Source organism: Halomonas sp. PA16-9 (genome assembly GCF_009728585.1).
Classification (GTDB): Bacteria; Pseudomonadota; Gammaproteobacteria; order Pseudomonadales; family Halomonadaceae; genus Vreelandella; species Vreelandella titanicae.
Map to the genome: position 1 here is coordinate 762,240 of NZ_CP040451.1, position 18,874 is coordinate 781,113.

Annotated in this window: 14 protein-coding genes, 3 tRNA genes and 4 pseudogenes; 18 read left to right on the forward strand and 3 right to left on the reverse strand. The window is 56.1% G+C overall.

What is annotated here, in order from left to right; all coding sequences use genetic code 11:
- Positions 1 to 73 precede the first annotated feature (73 nt).
- The 9 genes and pseudogenes from FDY98_RS03545 to FDY98_RS03585 all read left to right on the forward strand — a co-directional run bounded on the left by FDY98_RS03545 (position 74) and on the right by FDY98_RS03585 (position 7,439).
- On the forward strand, positions 74 to 613 hold the full coding sequence (locus tag FDY98_RS03545) for a CinA family protein (protein ID WP_035538996.1): 540 nt from the start codon (positions 74 to 76) through the stop codon (positions 611 to 613).
- Positions 614 to 742: 129 nt separating this feature from the next.
- Positions 743 to 1,816, forward strand: coding sequence for a recombinase RecA (gene recA, locus FDY98_RS03550; protein ID WP_027957359.1), 1,074 nt, complete (start codon positions 743 to 745; stop codon positions 1,814 to 1,816).
- 24 nt (positions 1,817 to 1,840) lie between these two features.
- Positions 1,841 to 2,304 (forward strand): annotated as a pseudogene (locus FDY98_RS03555) (regulatory protein RecX).
- A gap of 214 nt (positions 2,305 to 2,518) precedes the next feature.
- Positions 2,519 to 5,127 (forward strand): annotated as a pseudogene (alaS, locus tag FDY98_RS03560) (alanine--tRNA ligase).
- A gap of 99 nt (positions 5,128 to 5,226) precedes the next feature.
- Positions 5,227 to 6,477 (forward strand): aspartate kinase, encoded by a 1,251-nt coding sequence (locus FDY98_RS03565; protein WP_009286781.1) that lies wholly within the window; start codon positions 5,227 to 5,229, stop codon positions 6,475 to 6,477.
- A gap of 194 nt (positions 6,478 to 6,671) precedes the next feature.
- Positions 6,672 to 6,860, forward strand: a complete 189-nt coding sequence (gene csrA / locus FDY98_RS03570) for a carbon storage regulator CsrA (RefSeq protein ID WP_007111501.1) — start codon at positions 6,672 to 6,674, stop codon at positions 6,858 to 6,860.
- Positions 6,861 to 6,993: 133 nt separating this feature from the next.
- Positions 6,994 to 7,086: transfer RNA gene (locus tag FDY98_RS03575), tRNA-Ser, on the forward strand.
- A gap of 57 nt (positions 7,087 to 7,143) precedes the next feature.
- Positions 7,144 to 7,220: transfer RNA gene (locus FDY98_RS03580), tRNA-Arg, on the forward strand.
- Between the two features lie 142 nt (positions 7,221 to 7,362).
- A tRNA-Arg gene (locus FDY98_RS03585) sits at positions 7,363 to 7,439 on the forward strand.
- Between the two features lie 173 nt (positions 7,440 to 7,612).
- Here the strand turns inward: FDY98_RS03585 and FDY98_RS03590 are convergent.
- Complete coding sequence (locus FDY98_RS03590; RefSeq protein ID WP_223828023.1) at positions 7,613 to 8,608, reverse strand: tRNA dihydrouridine synthase; 996 nt, start codon at positions 8,606 to 8,608, stop codon at positions 7,613 to 7,615.
- 159 nt (positions 8,609 to 8,767) lie between these two features.
- On the opposite strand from FDY98_RS03590, the pseudogene FDY98_RS03595 reads away from it, so the two are divergent.
- From FDY98_RS03595 to FDY98_RS03605, 3 genes and pseudogenes are all read left to right on the forward strand, one after another.
- Positions 8,768 to 9,024, forward strand: a pseudogene (locus FDY98_RS03595) (OadG family protein).
- 91 nt (positions 9,025 to 9,115) lie between these two features.
- Complete coding sequence (oadA, locus tag FDY98_RS03600) at positions 9,116 to 10,930, forward strand: sodium-extruding oxaloacetate decarboxylase subunit alpha (RefSeq protein WP_022519962.1); 1,815 nt, start codon at positions 9,116 to 9,118, stop codon at positions 10,928 to 10,930.
- Between the two features lie 10 nt (positions 10,931 to 10,940).
- Positions 10,941 to 12,263, forward strand: a complete 1,323-nt coding sequence (locus tag FDY98_RS03605) for a sodium ion-translocating decarboxylase subunit beta (protein ID WP_027957356.1) — start codon at positions 10,941 to 10,943, stop codon at positions 12,261 to 12,263.
- 230 nt (positions 12,264 to 12,493) lie between these two features.
- Here the strand turns inward: FDY98_RS03605 and FDY98_RS03610 are convergent, their stop codons facing one another.
- The gene (locus FDY98_RS03610; protein WP_027957355.1) at positions 12,494 to 13,120 is read right to left on the reverse strand and encodes an IMPACT family protein; all 627 of its coding nucleotides are present in this window, start codon (positions 13,118 to 13,120) and stop codon (positions 12,494 to 12,496) included.
- Entirely contained in the window at positions 13,120 to 13,500 is a 381-nt protein-coding gene (locus FDY98_RS03615) for a LexA family protein (RefSeq protein WP_027957354.1), read from the reverse strand. Before FDY98_RS03615 ends, FDY98_RS03610 begins: the two co-directional genes overlap by 1 nt.
- Before the next feature lie 197 nt (positions 13,501 to 13,697).
- On the opposite strand from FDY98_RS03615, the gene ccmA reads away from it, so the two are divergent.
- The 6 genes and pseudogenes from ccmA to FDY98_RS03645 form a co-directional block, all read left to right on the forward strand.
- Positions 13,698 to 14,318 carry a cytochrome c biogenesis heme-transporting ATPase CcmA gene (ccmA, locus tag FDY98_RS03620; protein WP_027957353.1) on the forward strand — a complete coding sequence of 207 codons (621 nt, stop codon included), beginning with the start codon at positions 13,698 to 13,700 and terminating at the stop codon, positions 14,316 to 14,318.
- A gap of 347 nt (positions 14,319 to 14,665) precedes the next feature.
- Positions 14,666 to 15,334: a heme exporter protein CcmB gene (gene ccmB / locus FDY98_RS03625; protein WP_223828158.1), complete on the forward strand. Its 669-nt coding sequence runs from the start codon at positions 14,666 to 14,668 to the stop codon at positions 15,332 to 15,334.
- 14 nt (positions 15,335 to 15,348) lie between these two features.
- Positions 15,349 to 16,116 carry a heme ABC transporter permease gene (locus FDY98_RS03630; RefSeq protein ID WP_009286787.1) on the forward strand — a complete coding sequence of 256 codons (768 nt, stop codon included), beginning with the start codon at positions 15,349 to 15,351 and terminating at the stop codon, positions 16,114 to 16,116.
- Complete coding sequence (gene ccmD, locus FDY98_RS03635; RefSeq protein ID WP_022519956.1) at positions 16,116 to 16,307, forward strand: heme exporter protein CcmD; 192 nt, start codon at positions 16,116 to 16,118, stop codon at positions 16,305 to 16,307. The genes FDY98_RS03630 and ccmD overlap by 1 nt, the downstream gene beginning before the upstream one ends.
- Positions 16,304 to 16,813 carry a cytochrome c maturation protein CcmE gene (gene ccmE / locus FDY98_RS03640; protein WP_027957351.1) on the forward strand — a complete coding sequence of 170 codons (510 nt, stop codon included), beginning with the start codon at positions 16,304 to 16,306 and terminating at the stop codon, positions 16,811 to 16,813. Before ccmD ends, ccmE begins: the two co-directional genes overlap by 4 nt.
- A gap of 52 nt (positions 16,814 to 16,865) precedes the next feature.
- Positions 16,866 to 18,838 (forward strand): annotated as a pseudogene (locus FDY98_RS03645) (heme lyase CcmF/NrfE family subunit); the annotation flags it as partial.
- Between the last annotated feature and the right edge of the window lie 36 nt (positions 18,839 to 18,874).

Consider the following 18,874-nt stretch of genomic DNA (forward strand, 5'->3'; position numbering starts at 1 on the left):
ATTGAGCAATTTCTTTGAGAAAGCTAAACGCAGTATTCTACGCTGAATAGACGACTCACTTGAAGGAGCGACCATAGTGCCCAGCGAAACTAGCCTGAAAAATCTTGATTTAACCCTGTTAGCTCAGCGGCTGGGGCGGCTGTGTAAGCAGTTGAATGTAGAAGTGACCGCCGCTGAGTCATGTACGGGGGGCGGCATTGCCAGCGCCATTACCGAGGTGGCGGGTAGCTCTGCTTACTTTACGACGGGCTATGTGACCTATGCGAATGCTGCTAAAACGCGCTTATTGGGGGTGCCTGAGACCACGCTGGCCGAGCACGGTGCTGTCAGCAAGGAGGTCGTCAAAGCCATGGTGCTGGGTGCCTGTAATGAAAGTGGCGCGGGCTTAGCTGTTGCCGTTAGCGGTGTTGCAGGCCCAGAGGGGGGGAGCGCTGAAAAGCCGGTGGGTACGGTTTGGTTGGCCTGGGGAGATGCTGCTGCCCAGGAAGCTGAATGCTTTCACTTTCCAGGTGACCGTCAGTCGGTGCGAGAGCAGGCCGTGCGTCAGGCCTTGGTTGGGCTGGTGGCGCGCCTGAATGAGCGCGAGAAGGCGAGCAAGACGAACCAGCCGTAAGAAAAAGGCGCATATGCAAAAAGGCTGTTGATAAAATAGATGAGAGAAAGCGCGATCAAGGATTTGTTTACGGCGCAATCTTTGGCATACTACTGGCTAATTATACAGCTTGTTATGAGGAATCTCTGAATGGCTCAGGATGACAACCGCACTAAAGCGCTAAACGCTGCACTCACCCAAATCGACCGTCAGTTCGGCAAGGGCACCGTCATGCGTCTAGGCGACGCACCGCGTGTCGTCATGCCGTCGGTTTCCACCGGTTCATTGGGTCTGGATATCGCCCTCGGCATCGGCGGGCTGCCGTTTGGCCGCGTGGCTGAAATTTTTGGTCCAGAGTCCTCGGGTAAAACGACACTGACCCTTTCGGTGATTGCGCAAGCGCAAAAGCAAGGCAAAGTGTGTGCCTTCGTCGATGCCGAGCATGCGCTTGACCCCAGCTACGCAGAAAAGCTAGGCGTCAACCTGGATGATCTACTGATTTCCCAGCCGGACACCGGTGAGCAGGCGCTGGAAATTACCGACATGCTGGTACGCTCTGGCGGTGTTGACGTGATTGTTATCGACTCGGTCGCTGCGTTGACCCCGCGCGCTGAAATCGAAGGCGAAATGGGTGATTCCCACGTTGGCCTACAGGCGCGTTTGATGTCTCAGGCACTGCGTAAAATCACCGGTAATATCAAAAACGCCAACTGCTTGGTGATCTTCATCAACCAGATCCGCATGAAGATCGGCGTCATGTTTGGTAGCCCCGAAACCACCACTGGTGGTAACGCGCTGAAGTTCTATGCCAGCGTGCGTCTGGATATTCGTCGTACCGGCTCGGTGAAAGTGGGTGATGAAGTCACCGGTAACGAAACCCGCGTGAAAGTAGTCAAAAACAAGGTAGCACCGCCATTCCGTCAGGCTGAATTCCAGATTCTTTACGGCAAGGGTATCTACCACGCCGGTGAGGTCATCGACCTGGGCGTGCAGTGCAACCTAGTCGACAAAGCCGGTGCCTGGTACAGCTATAAAGGTAAGAAAATCGGTCAAGGTAAAGCCAATTCAGCGCTGTATCTGGAAGAGCACCCGGAAATTATGCTCGAAATCGAAACGCAGATTCGTGAGCAGCTCTTGGCCAAGCCCGATCCTAAAAAGGAGAAGGAAGATGCACCTGCCGAAGCAGCGGCAGAATTGGATGCGGGTGATGACGATCTGCTTTAAGACGACTCTCGCTAAGATAAGCTGATGGCATTCACCTCCCAGCGTGATGCTACGCCCCGTGATATCGCCATTGGTTTACTGGCTCGGCGCGAATACTCCCGCGCCGAGCTTGCTCAGCGTCTGAAGAAAAAGTCTTTCGACGATGCCGCTATTGATGAGTGCCTGGACGCCTTGGTTGAACAAGGGCTGCAGTCTGACGCGCGCTTTGCGGCCAGTTTCGTGCGCTCGCGCATACTGCGTGGCCAAGGCGTGATTCGTATTAAAGGCGAGTTGCGCCAGCGCGGCATAGACCAGGAAACCCTTGCCACCGCTTTTGAAGAAGTGGAGGGGGGCGAGCAGGTCGACTGGTTTGAGCTAGCCCGGGAAACCCTGGCGCGGCGTTTTGATAGCCCTGGTGAGACCCCAAAGAGCGCGCTAGGCGTGAACGTTTTCTCGCCAGTCGCGGCTTCGATTTTGAACAAATTCGCTACGCGCTCTCCTGTCTGTAATACGTTTTCCCCAGCCTATACAATACCCCCTCTTACATTTCTAGTAGCGCTCTAATACGCTTGTTCATCCAGTTGTTTACGTGGCTGTTTGCCTTTCTGCCACTAAGTGCGGCTTTAGTCGTTTGACAACTGCGCTATAATGGCTGCTTTGCGACCCCTGAGGGTAGCGGCAACAGCGCCCTGGGACATCACGCTTTCTTGTTACGGATACCCTATGAAAAGCGCAGAGATTAGACAGGCCTTTCTCACCTTCTTCGAAGAGCAGGGGCATACGATTGTACCCACCAGCTCATTAGTGCCGGGCAACGACCCGACGCTGCTGTTTACCAATGCCGGCATGGTGCCGTTTAAAGATGTGTTTCTAGGCCGCGATCCGCGCCCTTACGTGCGCGCCACCTCTGCGCAGCGCTGCGTTCGCGCGGGCGGTAAGCATAATGATTTAGACAACGTCGGCTATACCGCACGCCACCACACCTTCTTTGAGATGCTGGGTAACTTCAGCTTTGGCGACTACTTCAAGCGCGACGCCATTCGCTTTGCCTGGGTGTTTTTAACCGAAACGCTGGGACTCCCCAAAGACAAGCTGTGGGTAACGGTACACATCAGCGATGACGAAGCTGAGCGCATCTGGAAAGATGAGATTGGCATCGACCCTGAGCGCTTCTCCAAGCTGGATGAAGATAACTTCTGGCAGATGGGCGACACCGGCCCCTGCGGCCCCAGTTCGGAAATCTTCTTTGATCACGGCCCTGAGGTTTGGGGTGGCCCGCCGGGCAGCCCGGAAGAGGATGGCGATCGCTATATCGAAATCTGGAACCTGGTGTTCATGCAGTTTGAGCGCGATGCCCAGGGCACGCTCAACCCGCTGCCCAAGCCCTCCATCGATACCGGTATGGGGCTGGAGCGTGTCGCCGCTGTCATGCAGGGCGTCCACTCCAACTATGAGATCGACCTGTTCCAGAACCTGCTGCAAGCCGCTGCGAAAGCGACCGGGCACCCTGATACTGCTACGCCTTCGTTGCGCGTAATTGCCGACCATATCCGTTCCTGTGCCTTCCTGATTGCCGATGGCGTGCTGCCTTCCAACGAAGGGCGCGGCTATGTCCTGCGTCGGATCATTCGCCGTGCAATTCGTCACGGCCACAAGCTGGGCGCGGTTGAGCCGTTCTTCCACAAGCTGGTGGAGGCGCTGGATGCGGAGATGGGCGATGCCTATCCGGAACTGCGTGAAGCGAGCGATCAAATTGCCCGTGTACTGCTGAAAGAAGAAGAGCAGTTCGCACGCACCCTGGATCACGGTATGGGGCTCTTGAATGCGGCACTGGCCGAGTTGGATGGCAAGGTACTGCCGGGTGAGACGGTGTTTAAGCTTTATGACACCTACGGCTTTCCCTTCGACCTTACCGCCGACGTCTGTCGTGAGCGTGGCGTTAGCCTGGACGAAGATGGCTTTCAGCAGGCGTTAGAGGCCCAGCGTGAACGCGCACGGGCGGCCAGCCAATTTGGCGCCGACTACAGCGCCTCCATCGAGTTGGAGGGCGAAACTGCCTTTACCGGCTACGACCGCTTGGAAGATCAGGCCAAGGTAACCGCGCTGGTCGACAGCGAGGGCAATCCACTGGCAGCGCTGGAAGCGGGGCAGAAGGGTGTCGTGGTACTAGACCGCACGCCGTTTTACGGCGAGTCAGGCGGCCAGGTGGGCGATACCGGCTACCTGTATGTCGACGGTGGCCGTTTCCAGGTCACTGATACCCAAAAGCAGAGCGGTCATCATCTTCACCAGGGCATGATGGTAGAAGGCTCGCTAAGCGTTGGCGCAAGCGTGCGTGGTGAAGTGGATGCCAGCCTGCGCACAGCCACCATTCGCAATCACTCAGCCACCCACCTGCTGCATAAAGCGCTGCGCATGGTGCTGGGTGATCACGTACAGCAGAAAGGCTCGCTGGTGAACGCCGAGCGCCTGCGCTTCGACTTTAGCCACTTCGAGCCGGTGACCGCCGAGCAACTGGCGGAAGTCGAACGGCTGGTCAATGAGCAGATTCTGGCTAATGCGCCGACCAAGATCGAGAAGATGAGCCTGGACCAAGCCAAGGCCAAGGGCGCAGCAGCGCTGTTTGAGGCCAAATACGCCGAGAACGTGCGCGTGCTGACCATTGGTGCCGACGATTTCTCGATCGAGTTATGCGGTGGTACCCACGTGGCACGCAGCGGTGATATTGGCTGCTGCCATGTGATGAGCGAAGTGGGCATTGCTTCTGGTGTGCGCCGCATCGAAGCGATCACCGGCGAAAATGCGCTGGCTCACTTCCGCGAGCAGGAAGCCCGCCTCGAGCGATTGGGTGAGCGCTTGAAGACCAAGCCTGAACAGGTCGAAGCGCGGGTAGAATCACTGGTTGAGCGCAACCGTAGCCTGGAAAAAGAGCTTGAGCAGCTCAAGGCCAAACTAGCCAGTGCAGCGGGTAGCGATATGCTCAGCCAGGTGCAGGAGGTCAATGGCGTGAAGCTGCTGGCGACGCAGCTGGATGGTGTGTCAGGCAAAGATTTACGCGGCATCCTTGACCAGCTTAAGAACAAGCTAAGCTCTGGAGTGATTATCCTCGGCGTTGCCGACCAGGCGGCGGCAAAGTGAGTCTGATCGCTGGGGTCACCCAGGATCTGAGCGGCCGAGTGAAAGCCGGTGAGCTGGTGAACCATGTTGCCTCCCAGGTAGGAGGGAAGGGCGGTGGCCGCCCCGACATGGCCCAAGCGGGAGGTAGTCAACCCGACGCCCTGCCGGATGCGTTGAAGAGCGTACCAGCATGGTTGGAAAACGTTCTTAGCTAAACCTCTGGGCCGGTGGCATTATTGTCACCGGCCTTATTATTTATTTAAAACTTGTGACACTTTCACCCTCCATTCCCGAACGCATAGGAAAAACGGCATATGGCACTATACGTACAGAAGTTCGGCGGCACTTCGGTGGGCTCTGTCGAGCGTATCAAGGCCGTAGCGGAAAAGGTTAAGGGCTTCCGCGATCAAGGCCATCAGGTAGTGGTCGTGGTCTCCGCCATGAGCGGCGAAACCAACCGCCTGACGGACATGGCACAGGCGCTTAACGACGATCCCGCACCGCGCGAGATGGATATGCTGCTATCGACCGGCGAGCAGGTAACTATTTCACTGCTCGCCATGGCGCTTCAGCAAATCGGTGTGCCAGCCACTTCGCACACAGGCGCCCAGGTAGGCATTCATACCGATAGTGCCTATACCAAGGCGCGTATCCAGCGCATTGAAACCGAAGACCTCAAGGCCGATCTGGACGCTGGTCAGGTAGTTGTTGTGGCCGGGTTCCAAGGGGTCGATGAAGACGGCAATATCACCACCCTGGGCCGTGGTGGTTCTGACACCACAGGGGTGGCGCTAGCCGCTGCGCTAGGTGCCGATGAGTGCCAGATTTACACCGATGTTGACGGGGTATACACCACCGACCCTCGCGTCTGCTCCAAAGCCCAGCGCTTAACGAGCATTACCGTGGAAGAGATGCTGGAACTGGCCAGTCTCGGCTCTAAAGTGCTGCAGATCCGCGCGGTAGAGTTTGCCGGAAAGTACAACGTACCCCTGCGGGTGCTGTCGAGCTTTGAAGACGGCCCCGGTACCCTAATTGTTGCAGAAGCCGACCAAGACGAGGACGCTATGGAAGAACCACTGATCTCCGGTATCGCTTTCACCAAAAATGAAGCAAAATTAACCCTGCTGAATACGCCGGACGTGCCGGGTGTGGCATCACGCATTCTAGGGCCCATTGCCGATGCCAATATCGAAGTGGACATGATCGTGCAGAACGTGGCGCCGGCCGGAGACTATACCGACTTTACCTTTACGGTTGCTAAGGGCGATTACAAAGCCACTAAAAAGCTGCTTGAAGAGACGGTGATTCCTGATTTGGGCGGCGGTGAGCTGCGTGGCGACGACAATATTGCTAAGGTCTCTTTAGTGGGTGTCGGTATGCGTTCTCACGCCGGTGTGGCGTCGAAAATGTTCCGTGTGCTAGCTGACGAAAACGTAAATATCCGTATGGTCTCCACCTCTGAGATTAAAATCTCGGTCGTGATTGATGAGAAGCATATGGAGCTTGCTGTTAATGCATTACACAAAGCTTTTGGTTTAGATAAGGCAGATATCGAATCTGAATAACATTAATACCTTAAACCTTCTACGCTGAAGGGGTACTTACTGCCGTGTGGTGGTGAGCTTTCTTTCAACGGGAGGTATAAGGTGTCATGGAGCCGGAGTCATTGGTGACAGGGAACACTATGTCGCATAATGGCATGGTGTTGCCTCCGGCTGACATATCCCGTTGCATAAAACGTCTGAAAAGGAGATCAGCCATGCTCATCCTAACTCGCCGTGTTGGCGAAACGCTGATGATCGGTGATGAAATCACCGTCACCGTGCTAGGTGTGAAAGGCAATCAAGTACGTATCGGCGTAAATGCGCCTAAAGATGTGGCAGTTCATCGTGAAGAGATTTACCAGCGTATTCAGCGTGAACGAAACAGTGAAAATGAAGTGGAATAAGCCTTGCGAGCTCGCATGATGAAACGATGCTTAAAGCGTAAGCTTATATGTAAGATATGGCCGGTGCGAAAAAAATCCGTAGAAGACTAGACACAAGAAGACTAAATCGGTAATATTCGCGCCGTGCCGTTGAGGAGAGGTGGCCGAGTGGCTGAAGGCGCTCCCCTGCTAAGGGAGTATAGGGTTTATAGCCCTATCGAGGGTTCGAATCCCTCTCTCTCCGCCAATCGCATGGCCAGTAAGTGCTTTTACTTTGTTAAAAAAGTGCATGGTCACAAGGTATGCGCCCGTAGCTCAGCTGGATAGAGTACCTGACTACGAATCAGGGGGTCGGAGGTTCGAATCCTCCCGGGCGCGCCACCTTTTTATGCTGACTGCATTTATGGTTAATCGTATTTGAGATTAGCTGTATTTAAAGTTAGTTGTACCAGAGGCTAATTGCATTAATCAGTATTTGTAATAGTCTTGGTCGTAGTAAAAGTAAACATTAGTAAAACGTTACGCGCCCGTAGCTCAGCTGGATAGAGTACCTGACTACGAATCAGGGGGTCGGAGGTTCGAATCCTCCCGGGCGCGCCAGATTCCAAAACCCGCTCTCTTATTGAGAGCGGGTTTTCTGTTTCCAGTCTGACCGCCAGTTTCTAGCCTGACCGGAAGTCGCTCGCGCCCCGGTCTTGCGATCGTTTGTAGCGCCCCCGCTTTGCGGTAGGGCGCTTTTTTTTGCCTGTTAAAGGGGTGGTGCGAAAGAAGGGCTAAGCCATTGCAGCTTGCTGTTCGTCGACAACAAGGCTGTCGAGCAGTTGGTCTAACTCGGTGATGCGCTTTACGCGCTGAAAATTCTGTTCAGCTTCACTGCTGCCTTGACGCATTTGGGCAAGCCACTGCTTTACCAGAGAGACCACGACGCGGTCGGGTAGCTTTTGACGCTGTAGAGCGGCGTATTCTTTGAGCACGTTGGCGCGCATCGCCCAGCTACTCTCAGGTAGCCGCTCGCCGGTTTGCAGCCAGTGGCGAATGCGTGGCGCCAGCCAAGGATCGGCCAGGGCGCTCCGTCCCAGCATCACGTCGCGACACCCTGACAGGGTGCGGGCTTTCCAGTAATCTTCCAGTGTCCAGATATCGCCGTTGGCGACCACGGGGATGCTCACTTGGCGGCGAATTTTGCCGATCCACTCCCAGTGTGCCGGTGGGCGGTAGCCCTCGTCTCGGGTGCGTGCATGAACGACCAGCTGTGCTGCTCCGCCCGCTTCGGTGGCTTGGGCGCAGGCCACCGCTAAACGGCGATTAGCGAAGCCCAGGCGAATCTTGGCGGTCACCGGGATTTCCCCCTCTAAAGCGTCGTGAACGGCTTTAACCGCCTTATAGACGCGATCAGGCTGGCGTAACAGCGAGGCGCCGCCATCGTGCCGGTTAACCAGTTTGGCAGGGCAGCCGAAATTAAGATCGACGCTCACCGCGCCCAGGCTAAGCGCCTGGCGCGCGTTAGCCGCCAGGGCGACTGGGTCAGAGCCCAGTAACTGTAAATGCACGGGAATGCCGCTTGGTGTGGCCACAGGCGGTTGCGCAAGCTCGGGGCAGTGTTTATAAAACACTCTTGGCGGCAGGCGCGCATCGACCACACGTACAAACTCGGTGACTGTCCAGTCGAACCCGGCATGCCGGGTCAGCAGATCACGAGTCAGGGCGTCGATTACCCCTTCCATCGGGGCTAGGCCGATTCTGCCGTTTTGTAGTAAATTAACAACCATGACTTCCACTATCGCGCCATTGCATTCTATTCTGGGTGTGGCAGGTTAGTGCATTCCCCTTACTGCGCCAAGCGCCTTTCACCGTATTGGCGTCATGATGTGCGTAAAAATGGTACTTGAGCTGTGCTTCAAGACACCGGGCTTCAAGGAGATCGCTTTATGCAGGATCTAGAACTATTGCAAGAAGGGCTGGCGTTGATGGCGCTCGGTATGGGCGTAGTGTTTGTTTTTCTTACTGTTTTGGTCATTAGCGTTACGCTGATGTCGAAGCTTGTTGGGCGTTTTCAGCCCGCCCTGTGGCTGTTAATACGGGCAATAAATCGTCGCCATCTTCGGGTTCCTCTGCGCAAAATGACGAGGTCATGGCGGTGATCAGTGCTGCAGTGCATCGTTATCGCTCAAGCCGGCGTCGTTAACTTTCTCGATTTTTTTCATTTTGGCCCTCTTGTGGCTATTTTTTTGTTATTTTTACTACAAACTTACAACTCTCTACTGTGAGCCATGACAATGAACGAAATAAAACGCCCTCTAGGCATTACTGATGTCGTGCTGCGCGATGCCCATCAATCGCTATTCGCTACACGTATGCGGCTGGACGATATGCTGCCGATCGCCGAAAAACTGGATCGCGTTGGCTATTGGTCGCTGGAAACCTGGGGTGGGGCCACTTATGACGCCTGTATCCGCTATTTGGGCGAAGATCCGTGGGAGCGCATTCGTGCATTAAAAGAGGCTATGCCCAATACGCCTCAGGCCATGTTGCTACGTGGTCAGAACCTGCTGGGCTACCGCCACTACGCCGATGACGTTGTCGATAAGTTTGTCGAGCGGGCGAAAACCAACGGTGTTGACGTTTTTCGCGTCTTTGATGCCATGAATGACCCGCGCAATCTCGAGCGCGCCATTCAGGCAGTGCGTAACGTGGAAGGCCATGCACAGGGCACGATCTCTTACACCGTGAGCCCGGTACATACCCTGGATAGCTGGGTTGATCTCGCCAAAACCATTGCTGGCTTAGGCGCAGATTCATTGGCTATCAAGGATATGGCGGGGCTACTGACGCCCTATACGGCATTCGATCTGGTCACCCGGCTCAAGAAAGAGCTATCGATTCCGGTGCACCTGCACTGCCACGCCACCACCGGCCTCTCTACCTCAACCATTTTGAAGGCAGTGGAAGCAGGCATTGATAACGTCGATACCTCGATTTCGTCCATGTCGATGACCTACGGTCACAGCCCCACCGAGTCAGTGGTGGCAATGCTGAAAGACACCGGCCGCGATACCGGTCTGGATCTTGAGCTGCTGGAAGATATTGCCGGTTACTTCCGCGAAGTACGTAAGAAGTACGCCGCCTTTGAGGGTTCGCTGCGTGGTATTGATTCGCGCATCCTGATTGCTCAGGTGCCCGGCGGCATGCTGACCAACATGGAAGGCCAGCTGAAAGAGCAGGGCGCGGGCGATAAGCTGGACGACGTGCTCAGCGAGATTCCCCGCGTGCGCGAAGATCTGGGCTTTATTCCGCTGGTGACGCCCACCTCGCAAATCGTCGGCACCCAGGCGGTCATGAACGTGATGATGGGCGAGCGCTACAAGTCGATCTCCAAGGAAGTTCAGGCGCTGCTCAAAGGTGAATATGGTGCTGCCCCAGCACCCTTCAACGCCGAATTGCAAAAGCGCGTCTTGGAAGGCGGCGAGCCGATTACCTGTCGCCCGGCGGATAACCTCTCACCGGAAATGGATAGGCTGGCTGCCGAACTGAAAGAGAAGGCTAGCGCTGAAGGTATTCGCTTGGCCGAAGGCAAGCGCGAAGTAGATGATGTTCTGACCTACGCGCTGTTCCCGCAGATCGGCTTGAAGTTCCTTAAAAACCGCGACAATCCCGACGCCTTTGAACCTGCCCCCCAGGCAACTGACGCAAGTGCTGAAAAGACACCCGCCAAGGTGGAAAGCAAAGCGCCGGTGGCTAGCAGTGGCCCGGAAACCTATACCGTTAAGCTCAACGGTAAAGCCTTCGTGGTGGAAGTGTCTGAAGGTGGTGAACTGGGCGAAGTGCAGGAGCAAACGGCGGCCAGCACTGGCGCCCCCAAAGAGGAAGTGTCTGCACCCACTGGTGAGAGCATTGATGCGCCGCTGGCCGGCAATATCTTCAAGGTTAATGTCCGCCCTGGCGATAAAGTCGCTGAAGGGGATGTGGTGATCATTCTTGAAGCGATGAAAATGGAAACCGAAGTGCGTGCCAGTATCGCAGGCACTGTGTCTAAGGTTAACGTCAGCGAGGGCGACAGCGTAGCCGTAGGCGATGCGCTGATCGAGCTCTAAGGGCCCAGTAATGGATAAATTAGTAACGTTATGGGAAGGCTCTGGGCTATATAACCTTGAGCTTGGCCAAGCCGTCATGATCATGGTGGGGCTACTGCTGCTTTACCTGGCCATTTATAAGAAGTTTGAGCCGCTGCTGCTGGTGCCGATTGGCTTTGGCGGCATTCTGGCCAATATTCCCGAAGCAGGGTTGGCGATTTCAGCGCTAGACCAAGCGATCGAGGTGGCGAAACCCGCAGTGCTACAGCAGATAGCGGCAGCGCTGGGCGCGACGCTGGATCCGTTAGCGAATGCGGAAGCCTGGCGTGAATCGTTAAAAGTGATAGCCCACGATGGCGTCGCACCGGATCAGGTGCGTGCCGCACATGATATCGCCGTGGGCGTCGGCTATAGCGATGGCATGCTTTACAACTTCTATAAAGTAGCAATTGGTTCAGGTATCGCCCCGCTGATTATCTTTATGGGTGTGGGCGCCATGACCGACTTCGGTCCGCTGCTGGCCAATCCGCGCACGCTGTTTTTAGGTGCGGCCGCTCAGTTTGGTATTTTTGCCACTTTGTTTGGTGCCGTGGCGCTCACCTCGATGGGCATCATGGATTTCTCGCTCAATCAGGCCGCCGCCATTGGTATTATTGGCGGGGCCGATGGGCCGACCTCCATCTACGTCTCCAGCGTGCTGGCGCCGGAGCTGCTGGGTGCTATCGCGGTGGCTGCCTACGCCTATATGGCGTTGGTGCCGCTGATACAGCCGCCCATCATGCGTCTGCTGACCACCGATAAAGAGCGTCAAATCAAGATGACCCAGTTGCGGCCGGTCTCCAAGCTGGAAAAAATCATCTTCCCGCTGATGCTGCTGATTCTGGTCGCGCTGTTTCTGCCCGATGCGGCACCGCTACTCGGTATGTTCTGCTTCGGTAATCTGATGCGTGAGTGTGGCGTAGTCGAGCGCTTGTCGGATACCGCGCAAAACGCCTTGATCAATATCGTCACGATTATCCTGGGACTGTCGGTAGGCTCCAAACTGATGGCCGAGAGTTTCCTGGCATTTGAGACGCTGGGGATATTAGGTCTGGGTATTGTCGCCTTTGGTATCGGCACGGCCGCTGGGGTATTGATGGCCAAGCTGATGAACCTGGTGAGCAAAATGCCCATCAACCCATTGATCGGTGCCGCGGGCGTTTCCGCCGTGCCTATGGCAGCGCGGGTGGCGAATAAGGTGGGGCTGGAGTCCAACCCACATAACTTCCTGCTGATGCATGCCATGGGCCCCAACGTGGCGGGTGTTATTGGGTCGGCAGTCGCGGCCGGGGTAATGATTAAATACCTGGGTTAACTAGTCCTCTGCCATCAACGACATAGGGGTGTCATTGCGAACGCAGTGAAGCAATCTGGGGTTGGTTCTCAGGGTAGGCTTGAGATTGCTTCGTCGCAGGCTCCTCGCAATGGCCGGTGAGTGTCATCGCGAGCGAAGCGCGGCGATCTCGGTTTGTTTGCCACCGCAGAACGAGATTGCCGCGTCGCAAGCTCCTCGCAATGACATATGGGGCCCTTTCATCTGCTGCGTTATGCCTTTGGTGCAGAGAGAACCTCAATAGCACTCTTCAAGCGGTTTTCTAGCGGGGCAAGGTCAAGCGGGCAGTCCCGTGGCCAGCCAATGGTCAGGCGAACGCCATCACCATCGTAGTCGGCTTGCTCAATAGGGATGTCGTGCTCTTCGCACCAGGCGCGGGCAATCGCTTCATTGGCAAAAGTAAGGCGCAGGGTGTAGGTGTCGCGCTCAACCACTTCCCGGGTAGCGAGTGTCTCAAGGGCATGGCTAACCGCCTGAGTGTAGGCGCGGGCTAAGCCACCGGTGCCGAGCTTTGTACCGCCAAAATAACGAATGACCACACAGCCAATCTGGCCCAGTTGGCTCCCCTGGAGAACCTGATACATGGGGCGGCCAGCGGTGCCGCCAGGCTCGCCATCATCGGAAAAGCCAATCAGATTTTGCTCGCCGGGTGGCCCGGCAATGTAGGCAGTGCAGTGGTGGCTGGCATTAGGATGCGCGGTTTTCGCCGCATTCAGCAGAGTAGTGAATGCGTTGATATCGGGAGCGTGGCAGATCCAGGTGATAAATTGGCTCTTTTCTACTTCAATGTCAGCCGTGTGCCATGACCCTGTGGGTAACTCGGGAACCCGATAGCGCATTAATGCTCCGTAAAGGTAGTCTCACTTTTCACACCCATTACCATGCCGAGTACCTGAATATCCCGGTTGTGCAAAAATAGCGCTGGCTGCAAAGTATCTTCTGGCCATAGCTCTACGCCAAAGCGGCTGATAGAGAGCTGCCTCAAGGCGATCGTTTGCTGGTTTATTTCGGCAACGGCAGTTTCTGTCTGGGTATCGTGTTGATAGCGCCGGATAATAATGACATCGCCATCGAACAAGTTGCAATCACACAGTGCATTGCCACGCACTTTGAGTGCATAGGTATTGCGTCGGGTAATGCTAGGCGCCATTGCGTAAGGGCGCGGTGCCGGTTGTCTACGGCCAAACGTAACGGTAGGTGCTGCCATCGATAGGGTCATCAAAGAATCTCCATTGCATGTTCTTTCATACAGTGGTTTTCATTGTAGACCTGTTTTTGCATACAGTGCCAGAGATAATTGCTCTCACGACATATTGATGAAGATCACGCTGCGACCCAGCGCCGCATTGTGTGAGTGGCGAGAAAGGGGCTTTACGTGTAGAGTTCGACGCGAAATCAATATGCCAGGAGAGACGCTTGAGCCTGTGTCTACAAGCCCGCCAGCTTGCCTGTGAACGCGATGACCGCTGGCTGTTTCAAGGGTTAGATCTGGAGGTTCGCAGCGGCGAGATAGTGCGAATTGAAGGGCCCAATGGTAGTGGTAAAACCAGCCTTCTGAAAATTCTCTCCGGCCAGCTCAGTGACTACCAGGGCGAACTGTTCTGGAATGGCGCTGCGATGAACGAAGCACGTGAACATTTTCTCGCGAATTTGCTCTATTTAGGACATGCACCGGGCATTAAGTCAGGGCTTTCCCCGTTAGAAAATTTAGCCTGGTATCAGGCGTTAAGTGGGGAAAGTGGTAATGAAGATCAGCGCCTGGAAGCTCTTGAACGGGTTGGGTTGGCAGGCTTTGAAGATGTGCCCGCAGGGCAACTCTCAGCAGGGCAACAGCGCCGTGTTGCCCTGGCGCGCTTAACGTTAACGCCGCGCGCCCTATGGGTACTGGATGAGCCTTTCACCGCGATTGATCGCCACGGCGTCGCTGATCTAGAAAGACAGCTAGTTGCCCACGCTCAGGCGGGGGGCTGTGTGTTAGTAACGACACACCACGAGTTAACCGCTTCACCGTTGCTCAGACGGATATCTCTAGGGTAGAAAGCAGGACTATCTCAGTTGGATATAGCGGCTTAAATAACTCTCGACAACGTGGTGTCAGGGGAGGTTGAAGCGAGGGTCTTTTGTCATGGACGGAAAGTGTTCCCGACAATTCCGTCATTTCCGCCATCCATGGCGGTCAGACTACAAAAATAGCGCCCAGGGAAAGGGTTACAGCGCCCTCGCGGAAACCTCCACTGGGCACCGATGCTTGTATGGTAGAGGAGAAAGGGTTGCACAGCTCTTTACATGGCGCTTCAAATAGCTCTTCACACGGCTCTTCACAAAGCTCGGAGACCGCTCAACAGGTTTCAGCAGTGCCACTGCGTGAGCATAGTGGTGGGTTAATGACCGCAGTGAAGGCCACGCTAGTGCGTGACTTAACGCTATTGCTGAGACGCCGTGGCGAAGTGCTCAACCCACTGGTGTTTTTTGCCCTGGTGATCACGCTGTTCCCGATCGCTATTTCGCCCGACCCTGAGCTGTTAGCGGTGATTGCTCCAGGTTTGCTGTGGGTCGCAGCTTTGTTAGCCGCGCTGCTTTCATTAGACAGCCTGTTTCGCAGCGATTATGACGACGGTAGTCTGGAGCAACTGCTATTGGCGCCGCAGCCGTTAGTCGCGCTAAGTTTGGCCAAAGTGGCCGTACACTGGCTGCTGACAGGCCTACCGTTGGCGCTGATGGCGCCGATATTGGGTATTATGCTGGCGCTGCCGGCGGGTAGCTACGCCGTGCTGGCGCTGTCGCTTGCATTGGGTACGGCAAGCTTGAGTTTGATTGGCGCCATCGGTGCGGCGTTAACCGTTGGCTTGGCACGGGGCGGAGTGCTGCTCTCGCTACTGGTGCTGCCGTTGTATATCCCGGTACTCATTTTTGGCGCAGGCGCGGTGCAGGCGGCCATTTTTGGAGAGGGTGTCTCCGCACACCTGGCTATCCTGGGCGCGCTGCTCGCCGCCTCACTCATGTTGGCGCCGTGGGCGATTGCCGCATCGCTGCGTATCAGTATTAACGGTTAAGGACGGGACACGCTATGTGGGCCTTTATACACAAGCTGGGATCACCCAAGTGGTTCTACGGCATTAGTGCCAAATTACAGCCCTGGTTTTGGGCCGCGGCGGCGCTGTTGATCGTCACTGGCTCGCTGTGGGGGTTGGCGTTTGCGCCAGCGGATTACCAGCAGGGTAATAGCTTCCGAATTATTTACGTCCATGTGCCGGCGGCCTTTTTGGCTCAGTCTATCTTCATTGCCATGGCGGTTTCCGGCCTAGTGTTTATGGTCTGGAAAATTAAAGTCGCCGATATGGCGGCGGCGGTGATGGCGCCTCTTGGCGCAGCTATGACCTTTGTCGCGCTGTTTTCCGGTGCCGTATGGGGTGTGCCTACTTGGGGAACCTGGTGGATGTGGGATGCACGGCTAACGTCAATGCTGATCTTGCTGTTTTTGTACTTGGGCGTAATTGCTCTGCGTGGGGCTTTTACCAGCCGCGATAGCGCCTCACGGGCAGCCTCGGTGCTGGCCATGGTGGGGGTGATCAATATTCCCATCATCAAATACTCGGTGGACTGGTGGTACACCCTGCACCAGCCCGCTTCATTTACGCTGACCTCGCGCCCGGCCATGCCTACTGAAATGTGGCTGCCTCTGGTCATTATGGTGCTGGGTTTCTACTGCTTTTTCATTGCCTTAACGCTGATGCGCACACGCAGTGAAATTTTGCGCCGCGAAGCTAACAAACGCTGGGTACAGGAATTGGTGACCGGCCAAGTGGTGAAAGTACCGGCAGAGGAGGCTCGCTAATGGCGTTTGACTCATTTTCCGAATTTCTCGCCATGGGTGGTCACGCGCCTTATGTGTGGTCTGCCTGGGGCGTGACAGCGCTACTGCTGCTCGCCACCGTATGGCATGCGCGTGCTGAACAGCGCCAATTGATCAAAGGCTTGAAACGCCGTGCAAGACGCGCAAACAGCGCAAGGGGAAACGCCCAATGACGCCTAAACGTAAACAGAAACTCTTTATTATCCTGGGCCTTGTGTCGCTGGCCGCGATTGCCGTGGGGCTGACCCTGTACGCGCTGCGCGCTAACATCAATCTGTTTTTCAGCCCGGTACAGATCGCCCAGGGCGACGCGCCCATGGAGCGGCAGATTCGCGCCGGTGGCATGGTGAAAGAGGGTTCAGTATCCCGTGACCCCGAGAGCCTGGACGTCGAGTTTGTCGTCACCGATTACGTTGATGACCTGGAGGTCTACTACAGCGGCATCCTGCCCGACTTGTTCCGCGAAGGCCAAGGCGTGGTAGTGATCGGAGAGCTTCAGTCCGATGGTCGTTTGTACGCCGATAAAGTGCTTGCGCGCCACGATGAGAACTATATGCCTCCTGAAGTCGCCCAGGCACTTGAAGAGGCGGGCTATTCGCCAGCCGACTACCAGGCCAAAGCCGCGGAAGTGGGTAAACGCCTGGACGAAGAAGGCGTACCCCAAGCAAGCGAATACTAAGACCCACAGTTTAACCGCCTTGCCTTACCGCCAGTGCTGGTTCGGAGCGCACATGTTTATCAAAATGATTCCTGAAATTGGCCACTTTGCCCTCATTATCGCGCTGCTGATGGCGGCGGTGCAGGCCGTGATGCCGCTGGCCGGTGCGGCCACCCGGCGCCCGCTGTGGATGGCCTATGGTCAGCCCATGGCGGTGGGGCAGTTTGTGTTTATTGCCATTGCCTACGCCTGTTTGACCGCCAGCTATATGCTGGACGATTTTAGCGTGGCGAACGTGGCCAACAACTCCAACTCGCTGCTGCCCTGGTACTACAAGTTCAGCGCGGTGTGGGGCAACCATGAAGGGTCGGTGCTGCTGTGGAGCTTTATGCTCGCGGGCTGGGGTGTGCGGCCAGCCTGTTTACCGGCAACCTGCCGCGGGATATGGTCGCGCGAGTAATGGGCGTGATGGGTATGGTTTGCGTCGGCTTCTTACTGTTTATTCTGATGACATCGAACCCCTTCGAGCGGCTACTGCCCGGTATGCCCCAGGATGGCGCCGACCTTAACCCGCTGTTGCAAGACTTCGGGCTAGTAGTGCATCCGCCGATGCTCTACATGGGCTATGTGGGCTTTTCCGTGGTCTTTGCATTTGCCATTGCAGCGCTGATGGGCGGGCGTTTAGACGCGGCCTGGACCCGCTGGGCAAGGCCCTGGACGAATCTGGCCTGGGCATTCCTGACCGTGGGTATCGCGTTAGGCAGTTGGTGGGCCTATTACGAGCTTGGCTGGGGTGGCTGGTGGTTCTGGGATCCGGTCGAAAACGCTTCACTGCTGCCCTGGCTGACGGGAACCGCACTGGTTCACTCACTCGCGGTCACCGAGAAGCGCGGCTCGTTTAAAAGCTGGACCGTGCTGCTGGCGATCTCGACCTTCTCGCTGTCGCTAATGGGCACTTTTCTGGTGCGCTCTGGGGTGCTGACCTCGGTGCATGCGTTCGCCAACGACCCGGCCCGCGGTTTCTTTATCCTGATGCTGCTGGCCATTACGGTAACGCTGTCGCTGCTGGTGTTTGCCCTGCGCGCTCCGCGGGTAAGTCATAAGGTGGGGTTTAACTGGCTCTCCCGGGATGCGCTGCTGCTGGTTAATAATATCTTTCTGGTGATTATGACCGTCACCGTGCTACTGGGTACCGTCTATCCGCTGATTCTGGATTCTGTGGGGCTGGGGAAAATCAGCGTGGGCCCGCCTTACTTTAATACCCTGTTTGTGCCGCTTACCGTGTTGATGTGTATCTTTATGGGGCTTGGCTCGGTAACGCGCTGGAAGAGCATGGCGGCACGGGATCTGATTCGTAAACTGTGGTTAGCCGGTGTGGCCGCATTGGTGATCGGCATATTAATGCCGCTGCTGTACCGTGGCGAGTGGAACCTGTTTGTCTCCCTGGGCATTGTCTCTGCACTCTGGATTGTGCTGCCGATGGTGCGCGATGTATTTGATAAAACCCGCCACGCCAGTTCGTTTTTGGCCGGTGTTCGTAAGCTCTCCCTGGCTTATTGGGGCATGGTGCTGGGGCACGTAGGTGTTGCGGTCACTATCGTCGGCGTGACGGTAGTGTCCAACTACAACATTGAGCGCAACGTGCGCATGTCGCCGGGCACCACGGTCGAAGTCGCGGGCTATCAGTTCACCATGACCGAGTTAACCGAGCGTCGTGGCGCTAACTTCCTGGCGGACACCTCGATTCTACAAGTGCAGCGCGGCGACTCAGGCAGCAGCTTTACCATGCGGCCCGAAAAGCGTCTCTACCTGGCCACCGGTATGCCGATGACGCAAGTGGCCCTGCGCCCAGGGCTGTTCCGCGACCTCTATGTCGCCATGGGTGAGAACCTGGGCGATGGCAGTTGGGCAATGCGGGTGCAGTATAAGCCGTTCGTCCGTTGGCTCTGGCTGGGCGCACTGCTAATGGCGTTTGGCGGTGTATTGGCGGTGCTCGACAAGCGCTACCGCCGTACCGCATCCACCCGTGAAGCGCCCAAAGTGGCTAGCCAGGATGATAGTACTCAGAAACAGTACTCAAAA

Coding starts and splice junctions, on each gene's coding strand:
- FDY98_RS03610 (WP_027957355.1), bottom strand. CDS start 13,120: ATGCGCTATCGGGTTCCCGAGTTACCCACAGGGTCATGGCACACGGCT.
- oadA (WP_022519962.1), top strand. CDS start 9,116: ATGAACGAAATAAAACGCCCTCTAGGCATTACTGATGTCGTGCTGCGC.
- csrA (WP_007111501.1), top strand. CDS start 6,672: ATGCTCATCCTAACTCGCCGTGTTGGCGAAACGCTGATGATCGGTGAT.
- ccmE (WP_027957351.1), top strand. CDS start 16,304: ATGACGCCTAAACGTAAACAGAAACTCTTTATTATCCTGGGCCTTGTG.
- FDY98_RS03565 (WP_009286781.1), top strand. CDS start 5,227: ATGGCACTATACGTACAGAAGTTCGGCGGCACTTCGGTGGGCTCTGTC.
- recA (WP_027957359.1), top strand. CDS start 743: ATGGCTCAGGATGACAACCGCACTAAAGCGCTAAACGCTGCACTCACC.
- FDY98_RS03590 (WP_223828023.1), bottom strand. CDS start 8,608: ATGGTTGTTAATTTACTACAAAACGGCAGAATCGGCCTAGCCCCGATG.
- FDY98_RS03630 (WP_009286787.1), top strand. CDS start 15,349: ATGTGGGCCTTTATACACAAGCTGGGATCACCCAAGTGGTTCTACGGC.
- ccmD (WP_022519956.1), top strand. CDS start 16,116: ATGGCGTTTGACTCATTTTCCGAATTTCTCGCCATGGGTGGTCACGCG.
- FDY98_RS03605 (WP_027957356.1), top strand. CDS start 10,941: ATGGATAAATTAGTAACGTTATGGGAAGGCTCTGGGCTATATAACCTT.
- FDY98_RS03615 (WP_027957354.1), bottom strand. CDS start 13,500: ATGACCCTATCGATGGCAGCACCTACCGTTACGTTTGGCCGTAGACAA.
- ccmB (WP_223828158.1), top strand. CDS start 14,666: ATGACCGCAGTGAAGGCCACGCTAGTGCGTGACTTAACGCTATTGCTG.